This is a genomic window from Nocardia sp. bgisy134 (assembly GCF_057708325.1).
In genome coordinates this window covers 182,032-199,086 of sequence record NZ_JBYIRW010000016.1, presented here as the reverse complement: position 1 = coordinate 199,086, position 17,055 = coordinate 182,032, and the positions used below count along the sequence as shown (strand labels likewise).

17 protein-coding genes are annotated in these 17,055 nt (G+C 68.9%); 9 read left to right on the top strand and 8 right to left on the bottom strand.

Annotated features, from left to right (window positions below; translation table 11 throughout):
- Positions 1-46 precede the first annotated feature (46 nt).
- From AC3ERS_RS26545 to AC3ERS_RS26535, 3 genes are all read right to left on the bottom strand, one after another.
- The gene (locus tag AC3ERS_RS26545; RefSeq protein ID WP_431970805.1) at positions 47-646 is read right to left on the bottom strand and encodes a methionine biosynthesis protein MetW; all 600 of its coding nucleotides are present in this window, start codon (positions 644-646) and stop codon (positions 47-49) included.
- Between the two features lie 153 nt (positions 647-799).
- Positions 800-3,748 carry an acyl-CoA synthetase gene (locus AC3ERS_RS26540; RefSeq protein WP_431970804.1) on the bottom strand — a complete coding sequence of 983 codons (2,949 nt, stop codon included), beginning with the start codon at positions 3,746-3,748 and terminating at the stop codon, positions 800-802.
- Positions 3,749-3,920: 172 nt separating this feature from the next.
- Positions 3,921-4,706, bottom strand: a complete 786-nt coding sequence (locus AC3ERS_RS26535; RefSeq protein ID WP_431970803.1) for a bestrophin-like domain — start codon at positions 4,704-4,706, stop codon at positions 3,921-3,923.
- A gap of 311 nt (positions 4,707-5,017) precedes the next feature.
- Between AC3ERS_RS26535 and AC3ERS_RS26530 the strand changes: the two genes are divergently transcribed.
- Genes AC3ERS_RS26530 through idi form a run of 4 tightly spaced genes read left to right on the top strand, consistent with a single transcriptional unit; the run spans position 5,018 to position 9,601 of the window.
- Complete coding sequence (locus AC3ERS_RS26530) at positions 5,018-6,424, top strand: family 2B encapsulin nanocompartment shell protein (protein WP_431970802.1); 1,407 nt, start codon at positions 5,018-5,020, stop codon at positions 6,422-6,424.
- A gap of 15 nt (positions 6,425-6,439) precedes the next feature.
- A complete protein-coding gene (locus tag AC3ERS_RS26525) occupies positions 6,440-8,122 on the top strand; it encodes a family 2 encapsulin nanocompartment cargo protein terpene cyclase (protein WP_431970801.1) in 1,683 nt (560 codons plus the stop codon).
- Positions 8,123-8,153: 31 nt separating this feature from the next.
- Positions 8,154-9,026, top strand: a complete 873-nt coding sequence (locus AC3ERS_RS26520) for a geranyl diphosphate 2-C-methyltransferase (RefSeq protein WP_431970800.1) — start codon at positions 8,154-8,156, stop codon at positions 9,024-9,026.
- The gene (gene idi, locus AC3ERS_RS26515; protein ID WP_431970799.1) at positions 9,023-9,601 is read left to right on the top strand and encodes an isopentenyl-diphosphate Delta-isomerase; all 579 of its coding nucleotides are present in this window, start codon (positions 9,023-9,025) and stop codon (positions 9,599-9,601) included. Before AC3ERS_RS26520 ends, idi begins: the two co-directional genes overlap by 4 nt.
- Positions 9,602-9,657: 56 nt before the next feature.
- On the opposite strand, the gene AC3ERS_RS26510 is transcribed toward idi, so the two are convergent.
- The 4 genes from AC3ERS_RS26510 to AC3ERS_RS26495 form a co-directional block, all read right to left on the bottom strand.
- Positions 9,658-10,092 carry a DoxX family membrane protein gene (locus tag AC3ERS_RS26510; RefSeq protein WP_431970797.1) on the bottom strand — a complete coding sequence of 145 codons (435 nt, stop codon included), beginning with the start codon at positions 10,090-10,092 and terminating at the stop codon, positions 9,658-9,660.
- A gap of 170 nt (positions 10,093-10,262) precedes the next feature.
- Positions 10,263-10,505, bottom strand: a complete 243-nt coding sequence (locus AC3ERS_RS26505; RefSeq protein ID WP_431970796.1) for an anti-sigma factor — start codon at positions 10,503-10,505, stop codon at positions 10,263-10,265.
- Positions 10,502-11,149, bottom strand: a complete 648-nt coding sequence (locus tag AC3ERS_RS26500) for an RNA polymerase sigma factor (protein ID WP_431970795.1) — start codon at positions 11,147-11,149, stop codon at positions 10,502-10,504. Before AC3ERS_RS26500 ends, AC3ERS_RS26505 begins: the two co-directional genes overlap by 4 nt.
- 5 nt (positions 11,150-11,154) lie before the next feature.
- Positions 11,155-11,397, bottom strand: coding sequence for a hypothetical protein (locus tag AC3ERS_RS26495; RefSeq protein ID WP_431970794.1), 243 nt, complete (start codon positions 11,395-11,397; stop codon positions 11,155-11,157).
- 285 nt (positions 11,398-11,682) lie between these two features.
- Here AC3ERS_RS26495 and AC3ERS_RS26490 point away from each other — a divergent pair, with 285 nt between their 5' ends.
- From AC3ERS_RS26490 to ilvA, 3 genes are all read left to right on the top strand, one after another.
- Complete coding sequence (locus AC3ERS_RS26490; RefSeq protein WP_431970793.1) at positions 11,683-12,036, top strand: hypothetical protein; 354 nt, start codon at positions 11,683-11,685, stop codon at positions 12,034-12,036.
- A gap of 94 nt (positions 12,037-12,130) precedes the next feature.
- A complete protein-coding gene (locus AC3ERS_RS26485) occupies positions 12,131-13,309 on the top strand; it encodes a serine hydrolase domain-containing protein (RefSeq protein WP_431970792.1) in 1,179 nt (392 codons plus the stop codon).
- Between the two features lie 69 nt (positions 13,310-13,378).
- A complete protein-coding gene (gene ilvA / locus AC3ERS_RS26480) occupies positions 13,379-14,599 on the top strand; it encodes a threonine ammonia-lyase (protein WP_431970791.1) in 1,221 nt (406 codons plus the stop codon).
- A gap of 75 nt (positions 14,600-14,674) precedes the next feature.
- On the opposite strand, the gene AC3ERS_RS26475 is transcribed toward ilvA, so the two are convergent.
- A complete protein-coding gene (locus tag AC3ERS_RS26475) occupies positions 14,675-14,998 on the bottom strand; it encodes a DMT family transporter (protein WP_431970790.1) in 324 nt (107 codons plus the stop codon).
- Positions 14,999-15,061: 63 nt separating this feature from the next.
- On the opposite strand from AC3ERS_RS26475, the gene AC3ERS_RS26470 reads away from it, so the two are divergent.
- Positions 15,062-15,733: a hypothetical protein gene (locus tag AC3ERS_RS26470; RefSeq protein ID WP_431970789.1), complete on the top strand. Its 672-nt coding sequence runs from the start codon at positions 15,062-15,064 to the stop codon at positions 15,731-15,733.
- A 519-nt stretch (positions 15,734-16,252) separates the two neighbouring features.
- Positions 16,253-17,017, top strand: coding sequence for a 2-phosphosulfolactate phosphatase (locus AC3ERS_RS26465; RefSeq protein ID WP_431970788.1), 765 nt, complete (start codon positions 16,253-16,255; stop codon positions 17,015-17,017).
- The last annotated feature ends 38 nt before the right edge of the window (positions 17,018-17,055 follow it).

Below are 17,055 nucleotides of genomic sequence, written 5' to 3'. Positions count from 1 at the left end.
CGACGCGGGCCGAGTGTCACCTCGGCCCGACGCGATGCCGGGACACTCAGGCGGACAGCACGTACAGTTTCTCGCGGCCGCCCGCGATCAGCGCTCGCTGCGCGACGCGCGGCTCGTAGCGGCGGAAGAACTCGTCGAGGGTGGCCTCGGTGAAGCGATGCGCCTGACGGCCGTCGCCCGCGTTGGTGAAGCGGCGGCCGACGGTGGACAGGACCCGGTTGCGGCTGGTCGCCAGGTTGCGGATCGGTTCGGCGACGATGACCGACTTGCGCGCCGCCGCGAGCATCCGGTCCAGCACCGGGCCCGGCTCGGGTAGGAAGTGGTAGAGACTGGCCTGCATCACCACGTAATCCGCCTCCGGCAGCAGCGCGTCCGAACGCATGTTCCAGACCAGTCCGCGGCCGCCGGCGCGGGAGACACCGGCGACGAAACGCTCGTTCAAATCCAGCCCGGTGTAGGCGACCGATTTGGCGCGCAGGTAGCGGGTGTACAGCGTCGCCGGACCGCAGCACACATCGACCACCTCGGCCCCGTCGGGCACCAGCCCGGCGATCGCGCCGTACCTGGCCGCGTAGTGGCGGCCGTACAGTCCGCGCATCAGCAGCTCGTACACGGCGCGATTGCGATAGATGAGGCTCTCACTCACCAAATACCCCTGAACGGTTGTCGGACGTCGGGTGCGGCCTCCGGCGCCGCGCGGGCTGACCCCGGCACAAACTATGCCAGCCGACGCCCGTGCGCGAATTGTCCGGGTGCGCGTGCCGGGGGCCAATCCGACGGATCTACAACGCGTTCCGGCTCAGTGGCCGAGGAGGTCGGCGGCCTCGGTCTCGGTGAGCACCTCGTAGTTCTCGGTTTTCCGGTCGTACCACCAGGTGAGCGGCCCCGGCTCCGGCCGCCCTGCCGCCTGCACCGCGCGGGTCGACGGGCGGTAGCTGGCGCTGCGCGGGATCTCGTCGACCACGTACACCAGGTCCGGTCGCTGATCGGGATCGAGAGCGTGCACCGCCTCGGTGACGTCCTTCAGCTCGAGGGTGAAGCCCTTCCGCACCGACACCGCCGCCACCGCGAGGCAGTGGTCGCCGACCGGCAGACCGTAGGCCACCTCCATGTCGACCGCGGTGATGTCGTTGAGCACGTCCACGATCGGCTGGCCGAACACCGGGCCGCGCGCGGTCTGGATCACCGTGTCCTTGCGGTCGACCAGCCAGAAGTCGCCGTCGCTGTCGCGGCGGAACAGATTCTCGGTCGGCATCCACGAGTCGCTCGCGCCGAACACGCCGCGCAGGCCGCCCGCGGAGATGTCGACGCCCTCCGAGGCCCTGCCGATCATCAGGCCGACCTCGTTGTCCGCGCAGCGGCGGGCGAACCCGGATTCGTCGACCAGGATGCGGCCCGCGATCGGGTCGTAGGCCACCAGTTCGACTTTGGCGGTGCCCGGCACCGGGCGGCCCTTGCAGCCCGCCTTCGCACCGGTCACATTGGCCAGCACCACGTCGCCCTCGATGGAGGCGTAGAACTCCAGCACCCGCGCGGGCTCGAACTGTTCGGTGGTGCGCCGCCACAGTCCGGCGGGCATACCGGAGCCGATGAACAGCCGGATCGGATGCCGGTGCCCGGCCGGGAACACGCCGGCGTCGAGGATGTCGCGCAGCATCGTCCAGGTGTAGGTCACCACCGTGACGCCGTAGCGATGCACCTCCTCGGCGAACTGGGCCGGGTCCAGCGACCTGGCCAGCGCGATGCGGCTGCCGCCCGCGATGGCGCCGCCGAGGCTGACCAGCAGACCCGACGAATGGTGCAGCGGCGCGAGGCAGTACACGGTGTCTTTGCGGTCCAGGTCGGCGCTGGTCGCGGTGCCGAAGGCCGACAGCGCCCAGCGGTGGTTGGTGATGTACTTGGTCTCCAGCCGATCGCCGGTGCCGGTCACCAGCACGAAGGCGAGTTCACGCGCCAGGCCGGGATCCGGGCGGTACCAGGCGGGCACCTGTACCTGAGTGGGATCGATCTGCTCCAGGTCGATCACATTGCCGCTCACCGGGATATCCAGTCCGCGCGCGTCGCCGCCGCCGAGCACCAGCACCCGCGCGCCGGTCGCCGCCGCGATGCGCAGGTTCTCCGGGTCCGCGATCACCGTCTCGGCGCCGGTCAGCTCGATCGCCCTGCCCAGCTCGCTGCCTGGTGCGAGCAGCACGGCCACCGCGCCGAGACGCGACAGCGCCGCCACCGTCACCAGGGCGCTCGGACGGGTCTCCATCACCACGCCGACCCGGGTCGCGGGCCGGATGCCTACCGAGATGAGGCCGCGCACCACGTTGTCGATGCGGACGTGCACCGCGGCGTTGGTGTGCACGCGATCGTCGAAGAGGAAGCACTCGCGCAGCGGCGCCCGCTTGGCCTGCTCGGCGAGCAGCTTGCCGAGCGAGATGCGGGTGTTGGGCTGGATCATCCCCAGCCGGGTCAGCCGGGGCAGCGCCCGCGCCGCCTCGCCCGCCAGCTCGATCGAGCCGCGCACGGTGTTGTTCGCGATGCCTTCCAGCGCCTTGCCGACCCCGGCGCCCGCCTCCGCCAGCGTCCCCGCCGTGTGCACCACGCGGGTGGCCGCCGAGCGCGGCCGGTTGGTCGGCACGTGCTCGGTCATCCGGAAGATCTCCGCGGGCAGCGGCTTGCCGCCGTCCATCCACTCCACCCACTGCCGTACCAGCGGCCAGGTGTGTTTGGTGGCCATGCTGCCCGCCACCAGACCGAAGTGGCCCGCGACCAGGCTGGCCTCGAACACTTCCGCGTTCGGCGCCGCGCGCACGATGCCGCGCACCGCGGCGGGCTGGCCGATGTCGTCCACCTCGCCGACGAAGGCGAGAATGGGGCACTTCAGCTCGGCCAGCGAGATCGGCTGGTCGCGAATCACGAACCCGCCAAGCATCATCCGGTTGTGCGCGACGAACTGCTTGAGCAGATCGGCGGCCGCGGGCCCGGCGTAGGCGACCCAGCCGTCGCTGTTCAGGAAGCGGCGCTGGCGCTCCTTGGGCAGCAGCGCCTCGCGGTCGTGCAGCTGGCGCAGGAAGTCGACCCTGGACTTCGCGGTCTTGACCGGGTCGAGCATCTGGAAGCCGAGACGCACCATCGAGTCGGTGATGGGCAGCCGGGTGACCACGTGGTCGGCCAGGAAGTCGGCCACATCCGAGACCAGCCCGTACGGCAGGCCGAACGGGATCCCCGCGACGATGTCGACCGGGCTGCCGAAGGTCACGATGCTCGCCACGCCCTTGCCGTAGCGGTAGGCGGTGGTCTGATAGGCGAACATGCCGCCCTGCGAGTAGCCCATCAGGTGCACACTGGCGCCGGTCGCCTCGCACACCGTGTCGATGGCGCTGCTCACCGCGAGGACATGGTCGGCGAGGTCACGCTCCCAGCCGCCCTCCTCGCTCGCCGGAGAACCGAAATCGACCACCCAGCAATCTATTCCGCCGCGGTGCAGGATGCCCACGGCGCCGCCTTCCGCGTTCACGTCCCAGATGTCGGCGTTGACCATGAGCGGCGGCACCAGCACCGCGACGGGACGGCCCGGCGTCGCGTCGTCGGGGAAGTAATGCCGCAGGCGATACATCCTGCGGCGCTCGACCACCTCGTAGGGCGACGACTCGACATCATGGGTGAGACCGCCGAAGCGGATCACCTCCAGGCCGTTCTGCGCGGTCGCCATCAACCGCTGCACCGAACCCACCAATTCCTTACCGAAGTTCACCATCGCTCCTGGCCCTACCCTGCAATGTGGCACACGACCTCCGCGCACTCGCTCGGCGCGAAGAGACACCCTTCCGGCCCCCGAGAAGCATGCCGTCTATGCGTATAGACGAGCTTCCCACATCGGGTGTCCCCCATGTGTCGGCTGTGACAGGTTCCATGTCGGATGAGGGCGGTCACCGGCCCATGACGTTGATGTACATGCTCTCGAACGGGTCGGGACTGATACTGAGATCACCGCGGAACGGATAGTCCATGGCGGCGATCAGGAAGATCATCGCGCCGAGGAAGAAGGCGAACAGTCCGCCCAGTAGCAGGTGCGCGTCGCGGTTCAGGCTGAACATGCACAGCAGCACCACGTTGATCGCGCCGCCGACCAGGATGACCCACCACAGCACGTCGGGCAGGCCGCCCGCGGTGGCGTTGATCCGGTGCCTTCGATCGGAGTCGAAGCGCGCGAACTGTTCGATGGTGGCGGCATGCACGATCTCCTGCGCGGTGGTCTTCGGCTCGAAGGCGAGCAGGTTCACCTGGAACCGGGTCACCAGCGCCGTGCCGCCCATAGGCTCGCGACCCTCGCGCAGCGCTGGCCACGCCTCGGTCAGCACGTTGTCGGCGTAGTCGACCAGATCCTTCTGGAGCAGACTGCGCTGCGGTTCGGGATACGCGCTCACCTCGCGGTAGAGCGTGCCCAGCGACGCGGCCTCGTCGGCGACCAGGCTCTGCGCCGTGTCATAGGACTCGTAGGTCGCGGCCGCGATCAGGCCTAGTAGCAGTCCGTAGAAGACGCCGCCGACGGTGAGCACCATCGTGACGGTGTCGTTCTTGCCGGGCTCGGGCCCGAAGATCCGGAGGACGTAGTTGCGCGATACGAGGATGCCCGCGGCCGTCAACAGCACTGCGCTGCCGGTGATGATGAGGAATGTCAGCCAGATAGGCAACCCGTAGACCCAGGTGAACATGGGACAACAAGATAGCCAGCCACCGGCGAGAGTTCGGCGAATCCGCGATTCATCCCGAGACGTTACCTGCCGTTATCCGGATCGAACGCATGTCGTAACCATCCGAATCCGATATGGGGCGATTCTGCGAATTCTGCTGCGCCGCAACACTTCCGCCACCTAGCATCTATGCCGTCTGGAACGCATTGTCGCGTAACTCTTTTCCACCCCGATCGACTCGTTTTCTCGCAGGCCTTTCCGGTCTGCTGATCCGTCGTGCCCAAGAAACACCATCGACCTGTCCCGGTGACCCCTCGAGGTGAGGACCACGCATGACCATAGAAATGCCAGTCCAAGCGGAAACCAACGGTCGCAAGACCCTGAGCACGGGCGCCGCCCATCAGCTGGCGCACACCACCAAATCCGAACCGCAGATGCAGGGCATCAGCTCGCGCTGGCTCACCCGCACGCTGCCCTGGGTGCAGGTCAACGGCGGTATCTACCGGGTGAACCGGCGCCTGACCCACACCGTCGGCAACGGTGAGGTCGAATTCGTCGTCGACGGCGGCCAGGCCAGGGTGATTCCACTGGAGCTGCAAGAACTTCCGCAATTGCGCGGATTCGACAACGAGGAAACGCTGGCCGCGCTCGCGCAGCGCTTCGAACAGCGCGACCTCGAACCAGGCACAGTCGTCGCGGAATTCGGCAATCCGATGAATCAGGTCATCCTGATCGTGCACGGCAAGCTGGCCAAGATCGGTGCGGGCGAATTCGGCGAGCAAACCAAGGTCGGCATGCTCGGCGCCGGTGACTATTTCGGTTCCGAAACCCTGATCGATTCCTCCGCGATCTGGCCGGTGACGGTCAAGACGGTCACCAAGACGACCATACTGATACTCCCCCGGCAAACTCTCGACGAAATGGTCGAGAACGCACCGGCATTGCGCGAGCAACTCGAACGCGTCGCCGCGGCGCCCGCTCATCGGCAGAATTCCAAGGGCGAGGCCGACATCGAGATCTCCTCGGGTCATGCCGGCGAGCCGTTGCTGGAAGGCACCTTCGTCGACTACGACGCCTCCCCGCGCGAATACGAGCTCAGCCTGGCGCAGAGCGTGCTGCGGGTGCATTCCCGCGTCGCCGATCTGTTCAACGATCCGATGAATCAGGTCGAACAGCAGCTGCGCTTGACCGTCGAGGCGCTCTACGAACGCCGGGAACACGATCTGGTGAACAATCCCGATTTCGGGCTGCTGCACAACTGCGATCTCAAGCAGCGCATCTACACCGAGTCCGGCCCGCCGACCCCGGACGACATGGACGAGCTGCTGAGCATGCGCCGCAGCACGAAAATGTTTCTGGCGCACCCGAAAGCGATCGCCGCGTTCGGCCGCGAATGCACCAAGCGCGGGATCTACCCCGACCCGGTGGACGTCGACGGACATCGGGTGCCCGCGTGGCGCGGCGTGCCGATCTACCCGTGCGGCAAGATCCCCGTCAGCGAGAACGGGACCACCTCGATCCTCGCCATGCGCCTCGGCGAAAAGGACCAGGGCGTGATCGGACTGCACCAGACCGGGATTCCGGACGAATTCGAGCCGAGTCTGAACGTGCGCTTCAAGGGCATCGACGACCAGTCGATCATCTCGTACCTGGTCAGCTGCTACTACTCGGCCGCCGTGCTGGTCCCGGACGCCCTCGGGGTGCTCGACAATGTCCTGGTCGCACGGCAGGCGGACTAGCCGGGGTGATGACCGATGTCGGTGCTCTCCCGCGCCGCCGCGCCCGCCGCCACGCACGAGCTGGCGGCCGACATCGCGGCGCTGCTCACCAACCCGGACAGCCCGGCGCCCGCCGACCTGTTCACCGATGCGGCAACGGAAGCTCCCGCGCCGCCCAATGATTCGAGTCCGCCCTCACGAGCGGCCGGCCCGACGCCGGTCCGGCTGCTCGGCCCGCGGGGCTTGGGGGCCGCCGCACTGCGGCTGCCCGCGCCTGCCGATCACGCCGCCGAACCGACCACGCCGTATCTGGCGCCGGAGGCCGTGACGATCGGCCCGTCCCAACCCGGCGCCGCTCCGGTCACGGACGGCGTCGTCGAGCCCCCGGCAAGCCCGCCGGAGGGGAACGTCGCGACCTCCGTCGGCCCGGCGCAGGGGGCCGGTCCGGCGGAGTCGCGACGCCCGCCGATTCCGTCCGGCCCGCCGATTCCGTCCGGCCCGGCGGTGCCGGTCGCCGACCGGGTCGCCGCACCGGAGAGCAACGGGGATGTCACTCTCGCCGGAGCGGAGGCCGCGACGGGGTCGCTGCGCACCCGAATTCCCTCGGGGCCCACCGGATTGGGTACAGCGTCCACGGCGGTACGGCCCGCCGCGGACGCGCCGCCCACGCCGCCGAGCGCGCCACCGGGCCCGTCCGGGCTCGGCACCGCCTCGACACAGGTAGGCAGCGGATCACGCATTCCGCCGCTGTACTGTCCGCCGCCGCTGCGCGACGATCCCGCGCTGGCGGAGGCGGTGAACGAGGGCCTGCTGGCGTGGGCCGAGGACATCGGGCTCTACGAGGGCAGGCTCGACGAGTTGCGCAAGGCCGACTTCGGACGGCTCATCATGCTCGCCCACCCCGACTGTTCCAACGCCGACCAGCTGCTGGCCGCGGCCAAATGCGCGGTCTCGGAATGGTCAGTGGACGACTACTACTGTGAGCCGGACGCCGACGACCGCGCACCGGACGGCACCCCGTCCAGTCCGGAAGCCGAGCTGGGCCCGCGGCTCGAACTCTGCATGGCCGTCATGGATCCCGCTCATCTGCCCGCGCGCTACGCCCCGCAATTGGAGCGGGCGTTGCAGGCCGATCCGATCCTGCGGGCCTTCCGCACCTCGTTCGAGCACCTGGCCCAGTACTCCACCCCGGCGCAACTGGCCAGGCTGCGCACCGAGATCGGCGGCTGGTTCATCGCGCTGGGTGCCGAGGCGGGCTGGCGAGGCGCGGGCCGGATGCCACCGGTCTGGGAATACCTCACCAACCGCCAGCCACACAGCTTCCTGCCGTGCATGGCGCCCATCGACACACTCGGCGGTTACGAGGTCCCCGCTGCGGAATACACCCATCCCGCCGTGCGGCGCGTCACGACAACCGCGGCGCTGGCCGCCCAGATGGTCAACGATCTGTATTCGATGGCACGCGAAGACCTTTCCAACGGAAGGGAATTCAACCTCCCCACGGTGCTCGCCGCCGAGGAGCGATGTTCCCGCAGGGAGGCGGTGCTGCACACCGCGGCGGTCCACGACGAACTCGTGCACCGCTTCGAACGCGAGGCCGCGCCGCTGGCCGCCGGCGGTTCGCCGGAACTGCGCCGCTTCCTCGTCGGTCTGTGGGCGTGGATGGGCGGCAATCGCGCCTGGCATGCCGACAGCCGTCGCTACAAAGATGCCGAATAGCCAGTACCGCAACGAGAGAGGATGATCACGCATGACCATGCTCAACCCCCAGGCCGAGGCCGTGCTGCGCACCAACTATCAGAAATCCGTTGCGGCGTACTGGAACAACAACCCCAACGACGACCGGGTCAACACCGTGCTCGGCGAGGTCGACGGGCTCTACCACCACCACTACGGCATCGGCGATCCCGATCTCTCGGTACTGGAGGGCCCCGAGAACACCCGTCAGGAACGGATCGTCGAGGAACTGCACCGGCTCGAGACCGCGCAGGCCGACCTGCTGCTCGACCACCTCGGCGACGTCCGCCCCGGCGACCGGCTGATGGACGGCGGATCCGGCCGCGGCGGCACCAGTTTCATGGCCAACCAGCGCTTCGGCTGCCAGGTGGACGGCGTGACCATCTCCGAATACCAGGTCGGCTTCGCCAACGACCAGGCGCAGCACCGCGGCGTCGCGGACAAGGTGCGGTTCCATTTCCGCAACATGCTCGACACCGGCTTCGACAGCGGCGTGATGCGCGGGATCTGGACCAACGAGACGACCATGTACGTCGACCTGTTCGATCTGTTCCGCGAGTTCTCCCGGTTGCTGGAGCCCGGCGGGCGCTACGTCTGCATCACCGGCTGCTCCAACGACGTGACCGGAGGGCGCTCCTCCTCGGTCAGCTGGATCGACGCGCACTACGGCTGCATGATCCATCCGCGCAGCGAGTACTTCCGCGCGATGGCCGAGAACGGCCTGGTGCCGATCGACGTGGTCGACCTCACGGCGGCCACCATCCCGTACTGGGATCTGCGCACGAAGTCCGAGCTCGCGACGGGTGTGGAGAAGCCGTTCCTCACCGCCTACCGGGAGGGCAGCTTCCAATACCTGCTCATCGCCGCCGATAAGGTGGGGAGGTGACCGAGACCCTCGCCCAGCCGCTGACCGACCGCGAGGCCCTGCCCGTCGAGCTCGTGGACGAGGCGGGCCGCGCGGTCGGCGCGTGCCCGGTCTCGGAGGCGCACCAAGCGCCCGGGCGACTCCATCGCGCGTTCTCCGTGTTGCTCTTCGACTCGGCGGGCCGGGTCCTGCTCCAGCAGCGGGCCGCCGTGAAGACCCGCTTTCCCCTGCTGTGGGCCAATACCTGCTGCGGGCATCCCGCGCCTGGCGAACCGGTGCTGGCCGCGGCCGCGGTCCGGCTCGCCGAGGAGCTGGGGCTGGCCACTACGCTCACCGAGGTCGGCGTCTTCCGCTATCAGGCGCAGGACAGCGTCACCGGCCGCGTCGAGCACGAGTGGGATCACGTGATCGTCGGCCTGCTGGACGCGGGCATGCCACGGCCCGATCCCGCCGAGGTGGCCGCGTACGCCTGGATCCAGCCGGAGGAACTGCGCGCCGCGCTGACGGACGATCCGGCGAGTTACACGCCGTGGTTGGCGGACGTGCTGGAGATCGCCGACGCGGCACACCACGCGGGGCGTCGGTCCGCGCACTGATTCACGTCTCGGCCCAGCCCGGCGATTCCGCGGGCTGGGCCTTTTCGTCGTGGGTTTCAGGGTTGCCGCGTGGGCAGTCCGTTCGGGTAGGCCCATGCCAGGCGGGTCAGGACGAGTGCGGCGGCAATCAGCCCGAAGTCGCGCAGGGCGATGTCGCCGTACCCTCCGACGAGCAGCAGGTCGACGATGATGAGGCCCAGCCATGCCGCGACCAGCGGCGCACCCAGGCGCGGGAGTACGAGGACGGCGATGCCCGCGACGATCTCGACGACGCCGACGAGGTTCATCGCCGTGTGCGCATCGCCGGGCACGAGCTTGTCGAAGAACTCGGCGAGGTAGCGGGTCCAGTCGTCGGTGAGGATGTTGGCGAACTTGTCGAGGCCGAACAAGATGGGCAGGACGCCGAAACCGAGACGCAGCGCCCAGAACGCCTGGTAGCCGGGATCGGTGAGGGAGGGCGCGGGCCGGGTGCGATCGGTGTGCACAGTCATCTTTTCTCCTTGGAAGGTGATGCGGGAGCCGATGAATCCGGTTGGTCGGGGCCCTGATGCGGGTGCACCGAGCTGCTTGCCGACCTGAACCGGTCCACATCTGTTAGTGGCCGCGGCTGCCAAGGTCTTACCGGCGGAGGAAAAGATTTCGCCTCGCGGTGTTCGTGCTGCTACTCCGACGAGTCGGGGTACTGGTCGAGCAATTCGCGCAGGGCTTGTGCCTCTTCGGCGCAGGCGCCGCACCCGGCCAGGTGCACCTGCATGGCGAGATCCTCGTAGCGAGGGTCGGCGAGGCGGCGCTCGACGTACTCGTCGAGCATCGCGAAGCAGTCGTCGCAGGACAGGTACGGGCTGGTGTCGGCCAACAAGCCGGCGATCGTTTCGGCGCTCGAAGCCGGTTTCGGGTCGGTCATGAGATGCTCCGGTCGGGGCTGATATCGAGATGTCCGCTGGCGATGAGCGCGGATCGCAGCCGACGGCGGGCATCGTGCAACGTTTTGTAGAGGGCATTGCGGGTGCTGCCCAAACGGTCGGCCAGCACATCGATCGGCACCTGCTCGACCACCAGCGCCAGCAGGATGCGCCGCTGGTGCGGGGTGAGGTCCCGGGCGATCGCGGCCTCGACGGCGCGGGCGAGCTCGGTGGCGCCCACCACGGTTTCCGGGGTCGGTGACCTGTCGGCGAGCGAGGTCAGCGCGTCCGGCAGCAGGATTTCCCGGTGCCGCCATGCCTGGCGGCGAACCGCCACACCGGCGTGATGCACCCCGAACTTGTAGACCCACGTGGTGAAACGACTGCGCCCCTCGAACGTCGGGAGCCGGCGAAGAACGGAGACCACGGCGTCGTTGGCACACTGCTGCGCCAAGTCCTCCAGATCGCCTGCTCCAACCCCTGGCAGCAGATCACGCAGCCGCCACACCTGATGCCGGGTGGCCCGCAGCAACACCTCGCGCAGCCGCGCCACCGCATGACGACCGGCGGGGCCGTTGTCGGTCAGATCAGCCAGCCACTGCTCGTCGTCCTGTCTGCGCGCCACGCCGGAGGTCGTGGGGTTCACGGTGCTCACAGTAGCGTCTCCTGCTCGGGCATCGGTGCCAGAATGCGCACCGCCAGCTCGGGCGGGCAGCCCAGGTCGACAAGCTGTAGCAACGCGTGCATATCGAACCCAGGATCGGAGCTCACTGCCTCGGCCAACCGTGCCGGGAAGCCGGACGCCACGAGCCAGCGTCTACGCCAATCCCGGACATCGGCCGACAACCCGTGTGCGCCCGCGGGTGTGGTCCGCTGCCGCAAATGAACGATCATGCACAGTTAGTGTCGCTCGACGAGGGCTTCTTACCCGGCATCGAGCGCGATTCGGCTGCGGGCCTCCTCCCGGTCCTTGCCGGTTTTCGAGCGCCGGACAGGCTCGTACCGGTCTCCGCCTCGAATATCGCGCATCCATGTTTCAATGCGCATATCTATGTAGCGGCATCTCACTAGCCCGTCCGGAAGCTTGGGGAAATCACAGGATCGGCACAGCCTCAGTCCAGGGGCGGACTCCATGCTGGGGAATGTACGAAAGTCCGGGGGGCGATTGCGAGGTGCGCGATGGTGGAGATCGAGGTCACGGGAACGACGGTGACGGTCCGGGTGCAGGGCGGGCACAAACTGCTGGCACTGCGCGACCAGCTCACCTTCGACCTGCGCGACGTCATCGAAGTCGCCCCGGCGGAGGTCGACCTGCGGCCGCCGTGGGTGCGGGCGCCGGGCACCTTCTTCCCCGGCGTGATCGCGGCGGGCACCTTCCGGGGCAAGGGCCGCAAGGAGTTCTGGGACACCCGCTTCGACGGCAGCGGCGTGCGCGTCGAGCTCAGGGGCTCCGAGTTCACCCGGCTCGTCATCGATGTCGCCGAACCCGCCCACACCCTCCGCGCGCTGCGCACCGCCGCCCTGGCGGCCTGACGTTCCCCTCTCCCCCGCCGGTTCCCGAGGCCTGGAACCGGCGGGGTCGAATCTGTCCGCCTCTAGTCTGAGAGGGACAGAAAAGGAACCTTCGATGCCGACACCTCCGACAACGCAGTTCGTGGATCGTCGCTTCGTCGGCCTGGTCGCCGAATTCGACCGGCTCTTCCGTAGTCCGAGCGACGGCGGTGGCGCGCTGACGGTCTACCTGCACGGCGAGCCGGTGGTCGACGTCTGGGCCGGGTTCGCGCGACCGGGTCTGCCGTGGCAGCACGACACCCTGGCCGTGGCGTACTCCACCGGCAAGGGCGTCGCCGCCACGCTGCTGCATCGTCTCGCCGAACGCGGACTGCTCGACTACGACCACGCCGTCGCCGAGTACTGGCCCGAATTCGCCGCGGCGGGCAAGGAACACATCACCGTGCGCGCGCTGCTGAGTCACCGCGCAGGCCTGCACCGGCTGCGCAATCTGCTGCCCGGCCCGCCGGAGCGCTTCTTCGACGACGCCGCGGTCACCGCGGCGCTCGCCGCCGCCACGCCCGATCCCCGGCACCGCACGACCAGCGGTTATCACGGCATCAGCTTCGGTCACCTGGTCGCCGAGCTGGTCCAGCGTGTCGCGGGTGCGGATTTCACCGACCTGCTGCGCACCGAGATCGCCGAACCGCTCGGCGCCGAGGAACTGTGGTTCCGCGTACCGGAATCCGAGCGGACGCGCATCGCCGTCAACTTCCCGAAACTGACGGTCGCCGGAATGAGCTGGGAGCTCGGCGCGCGGATCATGGGGCGCAGCCGCCGCCTCGCCGCCGCCGTGGACACGACGCCGAGCGGTTTCGCCGAGCTGATGGAGGATCCGCGGCTGCACGATTCGGTGATGCCGGGCGTGAACGGGGTCTTCTCGGCGCGGGCGCTGGCCAGGCTGTACGGCGCGCTGGCGATCGGCGGCAGCCTCGACGGCTACCGGCTGCTCGGCGCGGAGACCATCGATCAGATGCGGGAGCGTCAAGTCTTCACGCCCGACTACGTGCTCGCCTTCCGCATCCCGTGGGGTCTCGGTTTCCACGGCGTGCCGATGATGCCCTCCAAAGCCGCGCCGATCTCGGCGTTCGGCCATTTCGGGCTCGGCGGTTCGGGTGCCTTCGCGGACCCGTCCACCGGAATGTCGCTCGGGTTCGTCACCAACCGGCTCGGCGGCAAGCTCACCCCGCTCGGCGACGCACGCCTGGCCCGGCTCGGCGCACTGGCCCACAATCTCGCGAAGAAAGCGAACTGAGCGCGCCTTGGCTGCCCGATACCGTGCGAAGTCGTGGGATGTATCCGCCCGTGATGGCAGCATGAGCCCATGGATCTGATCGGGCTGGAGCGGATCGAATCGGCCGCGGCGCTGCTGGCGCCGGTGATCCGGCGCACGCCGGTGGTGGCCTCGCGGGTGCTGTCCGAGCGTGCGGGCGCGGATGTCTGGCTGAAATGCGAGAACCTCCAGCGGACAGGCTCGTTCAAGCCGCGGGGCGCCTACAACCGGATCGCGAACCTGCCGTCGGCGGACCGGGCCCGCGGTGTCGTCGCGGCCAGTGCGGGCAATCACGCGCAGGGCGTCGCTTGGGCGGCCGCCACACTCGGCATCGAGAGCACGGTGTTCATGCCGATCGGCGCTTCGCTGCCGAAACTGGCCGCCACCAAGGCCTATGGCGCGCAGGTGCGGCAGGTCGGCGAGACCATCGACGAATCACTGGACGCCGCACTGGATTTCGCTGCGCGGACCGGGGCGACGCTGATCCATCCTTTCGACCACCCGGATATCGTGGCCGGACAGGCGACGGTGGGACTGGAGATTCTGGAGCAACTCCCGCGGGTGGGCACGGTGCTCGTGCCGACCGGCGGCGGCGGACTGCTCGCCGGGATCACGATAGCCCTGCACCGGCTGGCGCCGGAGGTGCGGGTGATCGGCGTGCAGGCCGCCGAGGCCGCGGCATGGCCGGATTCGCTGGCGGCGGGCAAACCGGTACGGGCGGAGCGGATGTCGACCATGGCCGACGGCATCGCGGTGGGCCTGCCGGGTGAGGTGCCGTTCGCGCACGTCGCCGCGTACGCGCCGCGCATCGTCACCGTCGACGAGGAGTCGCTGTCCGAGGCGCTGCTGCTCTGCCTGGAACGTGCGAAGCTGATCGTGGAACCGGCGGGCGCGGCCGCCGTCGCCGCGCTGATGAGTTACGCCCCAACCGAACTCGACCTGCGCGGACCGGTCTGCGCGGTGCTCTCCGGCGGCAACATCGATCCGCTGCTGCTGACCCGGATCGTCAACCACGGTCTGAGCGCCGCCGGCCGCTATCTCGCGCTGCGCGTGACGATCTCGGATCGCCCCGGCGGACTCTCCCGGCTGCTCACCGTGATCGGCGAAACAGGCGCGAGTGTGGTCGACGTGGTGCACTCCCGCACCGGTACCTGGCTCGCCGTCGACGAAGTCGAAGTCGCGCTCACCCTCGAGACCCGCGGCCCGGCCCACCGCAACGCCGTCCTCGGCGCCCTCACCGACGCGGGTTACACAGTGCGCGTTCAGGACTGACCCGCCCGGTCGCAGAGCGTTCGCACACTCCGCAGCGGGGGTAGGCGCTGCGAAGCGTCGGCGAGTACTGCGAGGTCAGTGGGCGCCGCCGAGTTCGAGGGCCAGGACGCCGAGGATGACGAGGGCGATGCCGCCGATTTGGGTGAGGGTGAGTCGTTCGTTCAGGAAGAGGACGCCGATGACGGCGATGGCGGCGACGCCGACCGCGGACCAGATGCCGTAGGCGACGCCGATGGGCATGCCACGCTTCAGCGCCTGGGAGAGGAAGAAGAACGCCGCGCCGTACCCGATGACGACCACGATGGAAGGGACGAGCTTGGTGAATCCCTCGGAGAACTTCAGGGAGACGGTCGCGGTCACCTCGGACGCGATCGCCAGGGCGAGCAACAGCAAGGTCATGGCGGCAGCCTAGTGATTCGGCGGACAATGGGGAGATCCGTCGTCCGAGGGATGTGATGACCTGTGGTGGAAGCGTTCCGGATCGGTCTCATCGTGTTCGTCGCCGTGCTGCTGACGGCGGTTTTCGGGGTATTGCTGCCGCTGCGCGCGCGTACCAGGCGGGCTGCTGGTCAAACGTTCGATCAGTGGGCGACGCGGCACGGGTGGCGGTTCGCGCACTCTCCGCACGAGTCGTGGACGGCGCGGCTGCCCGGCCACGATCCCGAAGGGCTCGGCGTGACGCTCACCGGTGAGCTCGGCGGGCGCCAGGTCACGGTCGCCGACTACTGCTTCCAGACCAACGCCTGGACCGGCGAGATCGTCTCCACCACCACCCACCGGTACGTCGTGGTGGCGATGCTGCTGGAACGCCCCTATCCTCCGGTCGCCGTCGTCGATGTCGCGGCGCTCTCCCAGCCCGGAAGCGCGCTGTTCTGCGACGCGCCCATCACGACCGGCCACCGCGAATTCGACGATCGCTTCCGGGTGATGGCCGTCGACGCGAACTATGCTCGCCTGCTCGTCGGCCCCCCGGTCATCGCCGCCCACCTCGCGGGCGTCATTCCCCGCTGGAGCCTCGCGGGGCACGAACTGCTCACCTACCGAACCGGTCGGCTCGAGGATCCCGACGCGATCTCCGACCTGGCCGCTCCCTTGCTGCACCTCGCCTCCCTGATCGAGAGCCGAGCCTGCTGAGCGACAGCGCAGCCGCACGACGCGCCGGATGGACGACCAACTGTGGGCACGAACTGCTCACCTACCGAACCGGTCGGCTCGACGATCTCGACGCGATTCCCGATCTAGCCGCTCCCCTGCCGCACCTCGCTTCCCTGATCGAGAGCCGAGCCCACTGAGCGACGGCGCGGCCGCCGGCACGCCAGGTGGATCTCCGAGTGCGGGGCACGAACTACTCACCTACCAAGCCGGTCGGCTCCGCGGTCCCGATGCGATTCCCGGTCTGGCCGCTCAGCTGCTGCGCCTCGTCTCGCTGATCGCGAGCCGGGCCCGGCGAGACTGCGCCTTTCCGGACGCACGGCACGCCAGGTGGACTCCCGATTGCGGGGCCCGCACGATCCGATCCGCGCCGTCGAGCGACCAGTCGGTCGCGGGCTTCGCACGATCGGGGGCGATCAGCCGGGCCTCCGTTCAATTCAGCCAGGTGCGGGCAGCTGCGGCCGTACGGCGCCCACCGTGGATCTCTGATATGAACGGTCGGTGGTAGGAGAGGAATGGTTCGGGCAGCAGCGCTTCGGTGTGCGCTGCGAATGGGGTGAGGCGGGGGCGGTCGCGCTGGCGCCGAGGAGTGCGTGCGTGGTCGTCGTCGACGTACTGTCGTTCACCACGTCGGTCAGCGTCGCGGTCGACGCGGGCACTCGGGTCTATCCGTTTCGCCGGCGCGACGAGCGCGCGGCGGCCTTCGCCGCAGCCCATGACGCGGTGCTCGCCGTCGGCCGCCGCGCAGTCACCGAGCAGCGGCCGTGGTCACTATCGCCCGCGGCGCTGCGCCGCGCCCCACCGGTGCCGCGACTGGTCCTCCCTTCTCCCAACGGTTCGGCCATTTCCGCTGCCGTCACCGGAATTCCGGTGCTCGCCGCATCGCTGCGCAACGCGTCCGCGGTCGCCCGATGGATGCGCCGACAGGGTTGGGGCACAGTGGATCAGCCGGTCTCCGTGATAGCCGCAGGTGAACGGTGGCCTGGACGCGACGCGTTGCGACCGAGCATCGAAGACCTACTGGGGCCCGGAGCCGTCGTCTCCGCGTTGGAGGCCGCAGGCGCGGGACCGCTGTCACCCGAATCGGCCATCGCCAGAGCAGCTTTCGAAGCCACCAGTGATATCGCCGCCGCCCTGGCGGAGTGCTCGTCCGGTCGCGAACTCCGCGATGGAGGCTTCGCCGAAGACGTCACCATCGCCGGTGAGGTGGACGCCGGCGAAGCCGTTCCGCTCCGCGTCGACGGCGCATTCGCCCCCGCCGACTGAACCGCTCCGACACGAAACCTTCGAGGCTGGCAGACAAC

Bases quoted from the DNA above. Each gene is read 5' to 3' on its own strand.
- AC3ERS_RS26475 (WP_431970790.1), bottom strand. From the start codon at position 14,998: ATGACCTTGCTGTTGCTCGCCCTGGCGATCGCGTCCGAGGTGACCGCG.
- ilvA (WP_431970791.1), top strand. From the start codon at position 13,379: ATGGATCTGATCGGGCTGGAGCGGATCGAATCGGCCGCGGCGCTGCTG.
- AC3ERS_RS26510 (WP_431970797.1), bottom strand. From the start codon at position 10,092: ATGACTGTGCACACCGATCGCACCCGGCCCGCGCCCTCCCTCACCGAT.
- AC3ERS_RS26520 (WP_431970800.1), top strand. From the start codon at position 8,154: ATGACCATGCTCAACCCCCAGGCCGAGGCCGTGCTGCGCACCAACTAT.
- AC3ERS_RS26490 (WP_431970793.1), top strand. From the start codon at position 11,683: ATGGTGGAGATCGAGGTCACGGGAACGACGGTGACGGTCCGGGTGCAG.
- AC3ERS_RS26505 (WP_431970796.1), bottom strand. From the start codon at position 10,505: ATGACCGACCCGAAACCGGCTTCGAGCGCCGAAACGATCGCCGGCTTG.
- AC3ERS_RS26540 (WP_431970804.1), bottom strand. From the start codon at position 3,748: ATGGTGAACTTCGGTAAGGAATTGGTGGGTTCGGTGCAGCGGTTGATG.
- AC3ERS_RS26535 (WP_431970803.1), bottom strand. From the start codon at position 4,706: ATGTTCACCTGGGTCTACGGGTTGCCTATCTGGCTGACATTCCTCATC.
- AC3ERS_RS26530 (WP_431970802.1), top strand. From the start codon at position 5,018: ATGACCATAGAAATGCCAGTCCAAGCGGAAACCAACGGTCGCAAGACC.
- AC3ERS_RS26485 (WP_431970792.1), top strand. From the start codon at position 12,131: ATGCCGACACCTCCGACAACGCAGTTCGTGGATCGTCGCTTCGTCGGC.
- AC3ERS_RS26525 (WP_431970801.1), top strand. From the start codon at position 6,440: ATGTCGGTGCTCTCCCGCGCCGCCGCGCCCGCCGCCACGCACGAGCTG.
- AC3ERS_RS26495 (WP_431970794.1), bottom strand. From the start codon at position 11,397: ATGATCGTTCATTTGCGGCAGCGGACCACACCCGCGGGCGCACACGGG.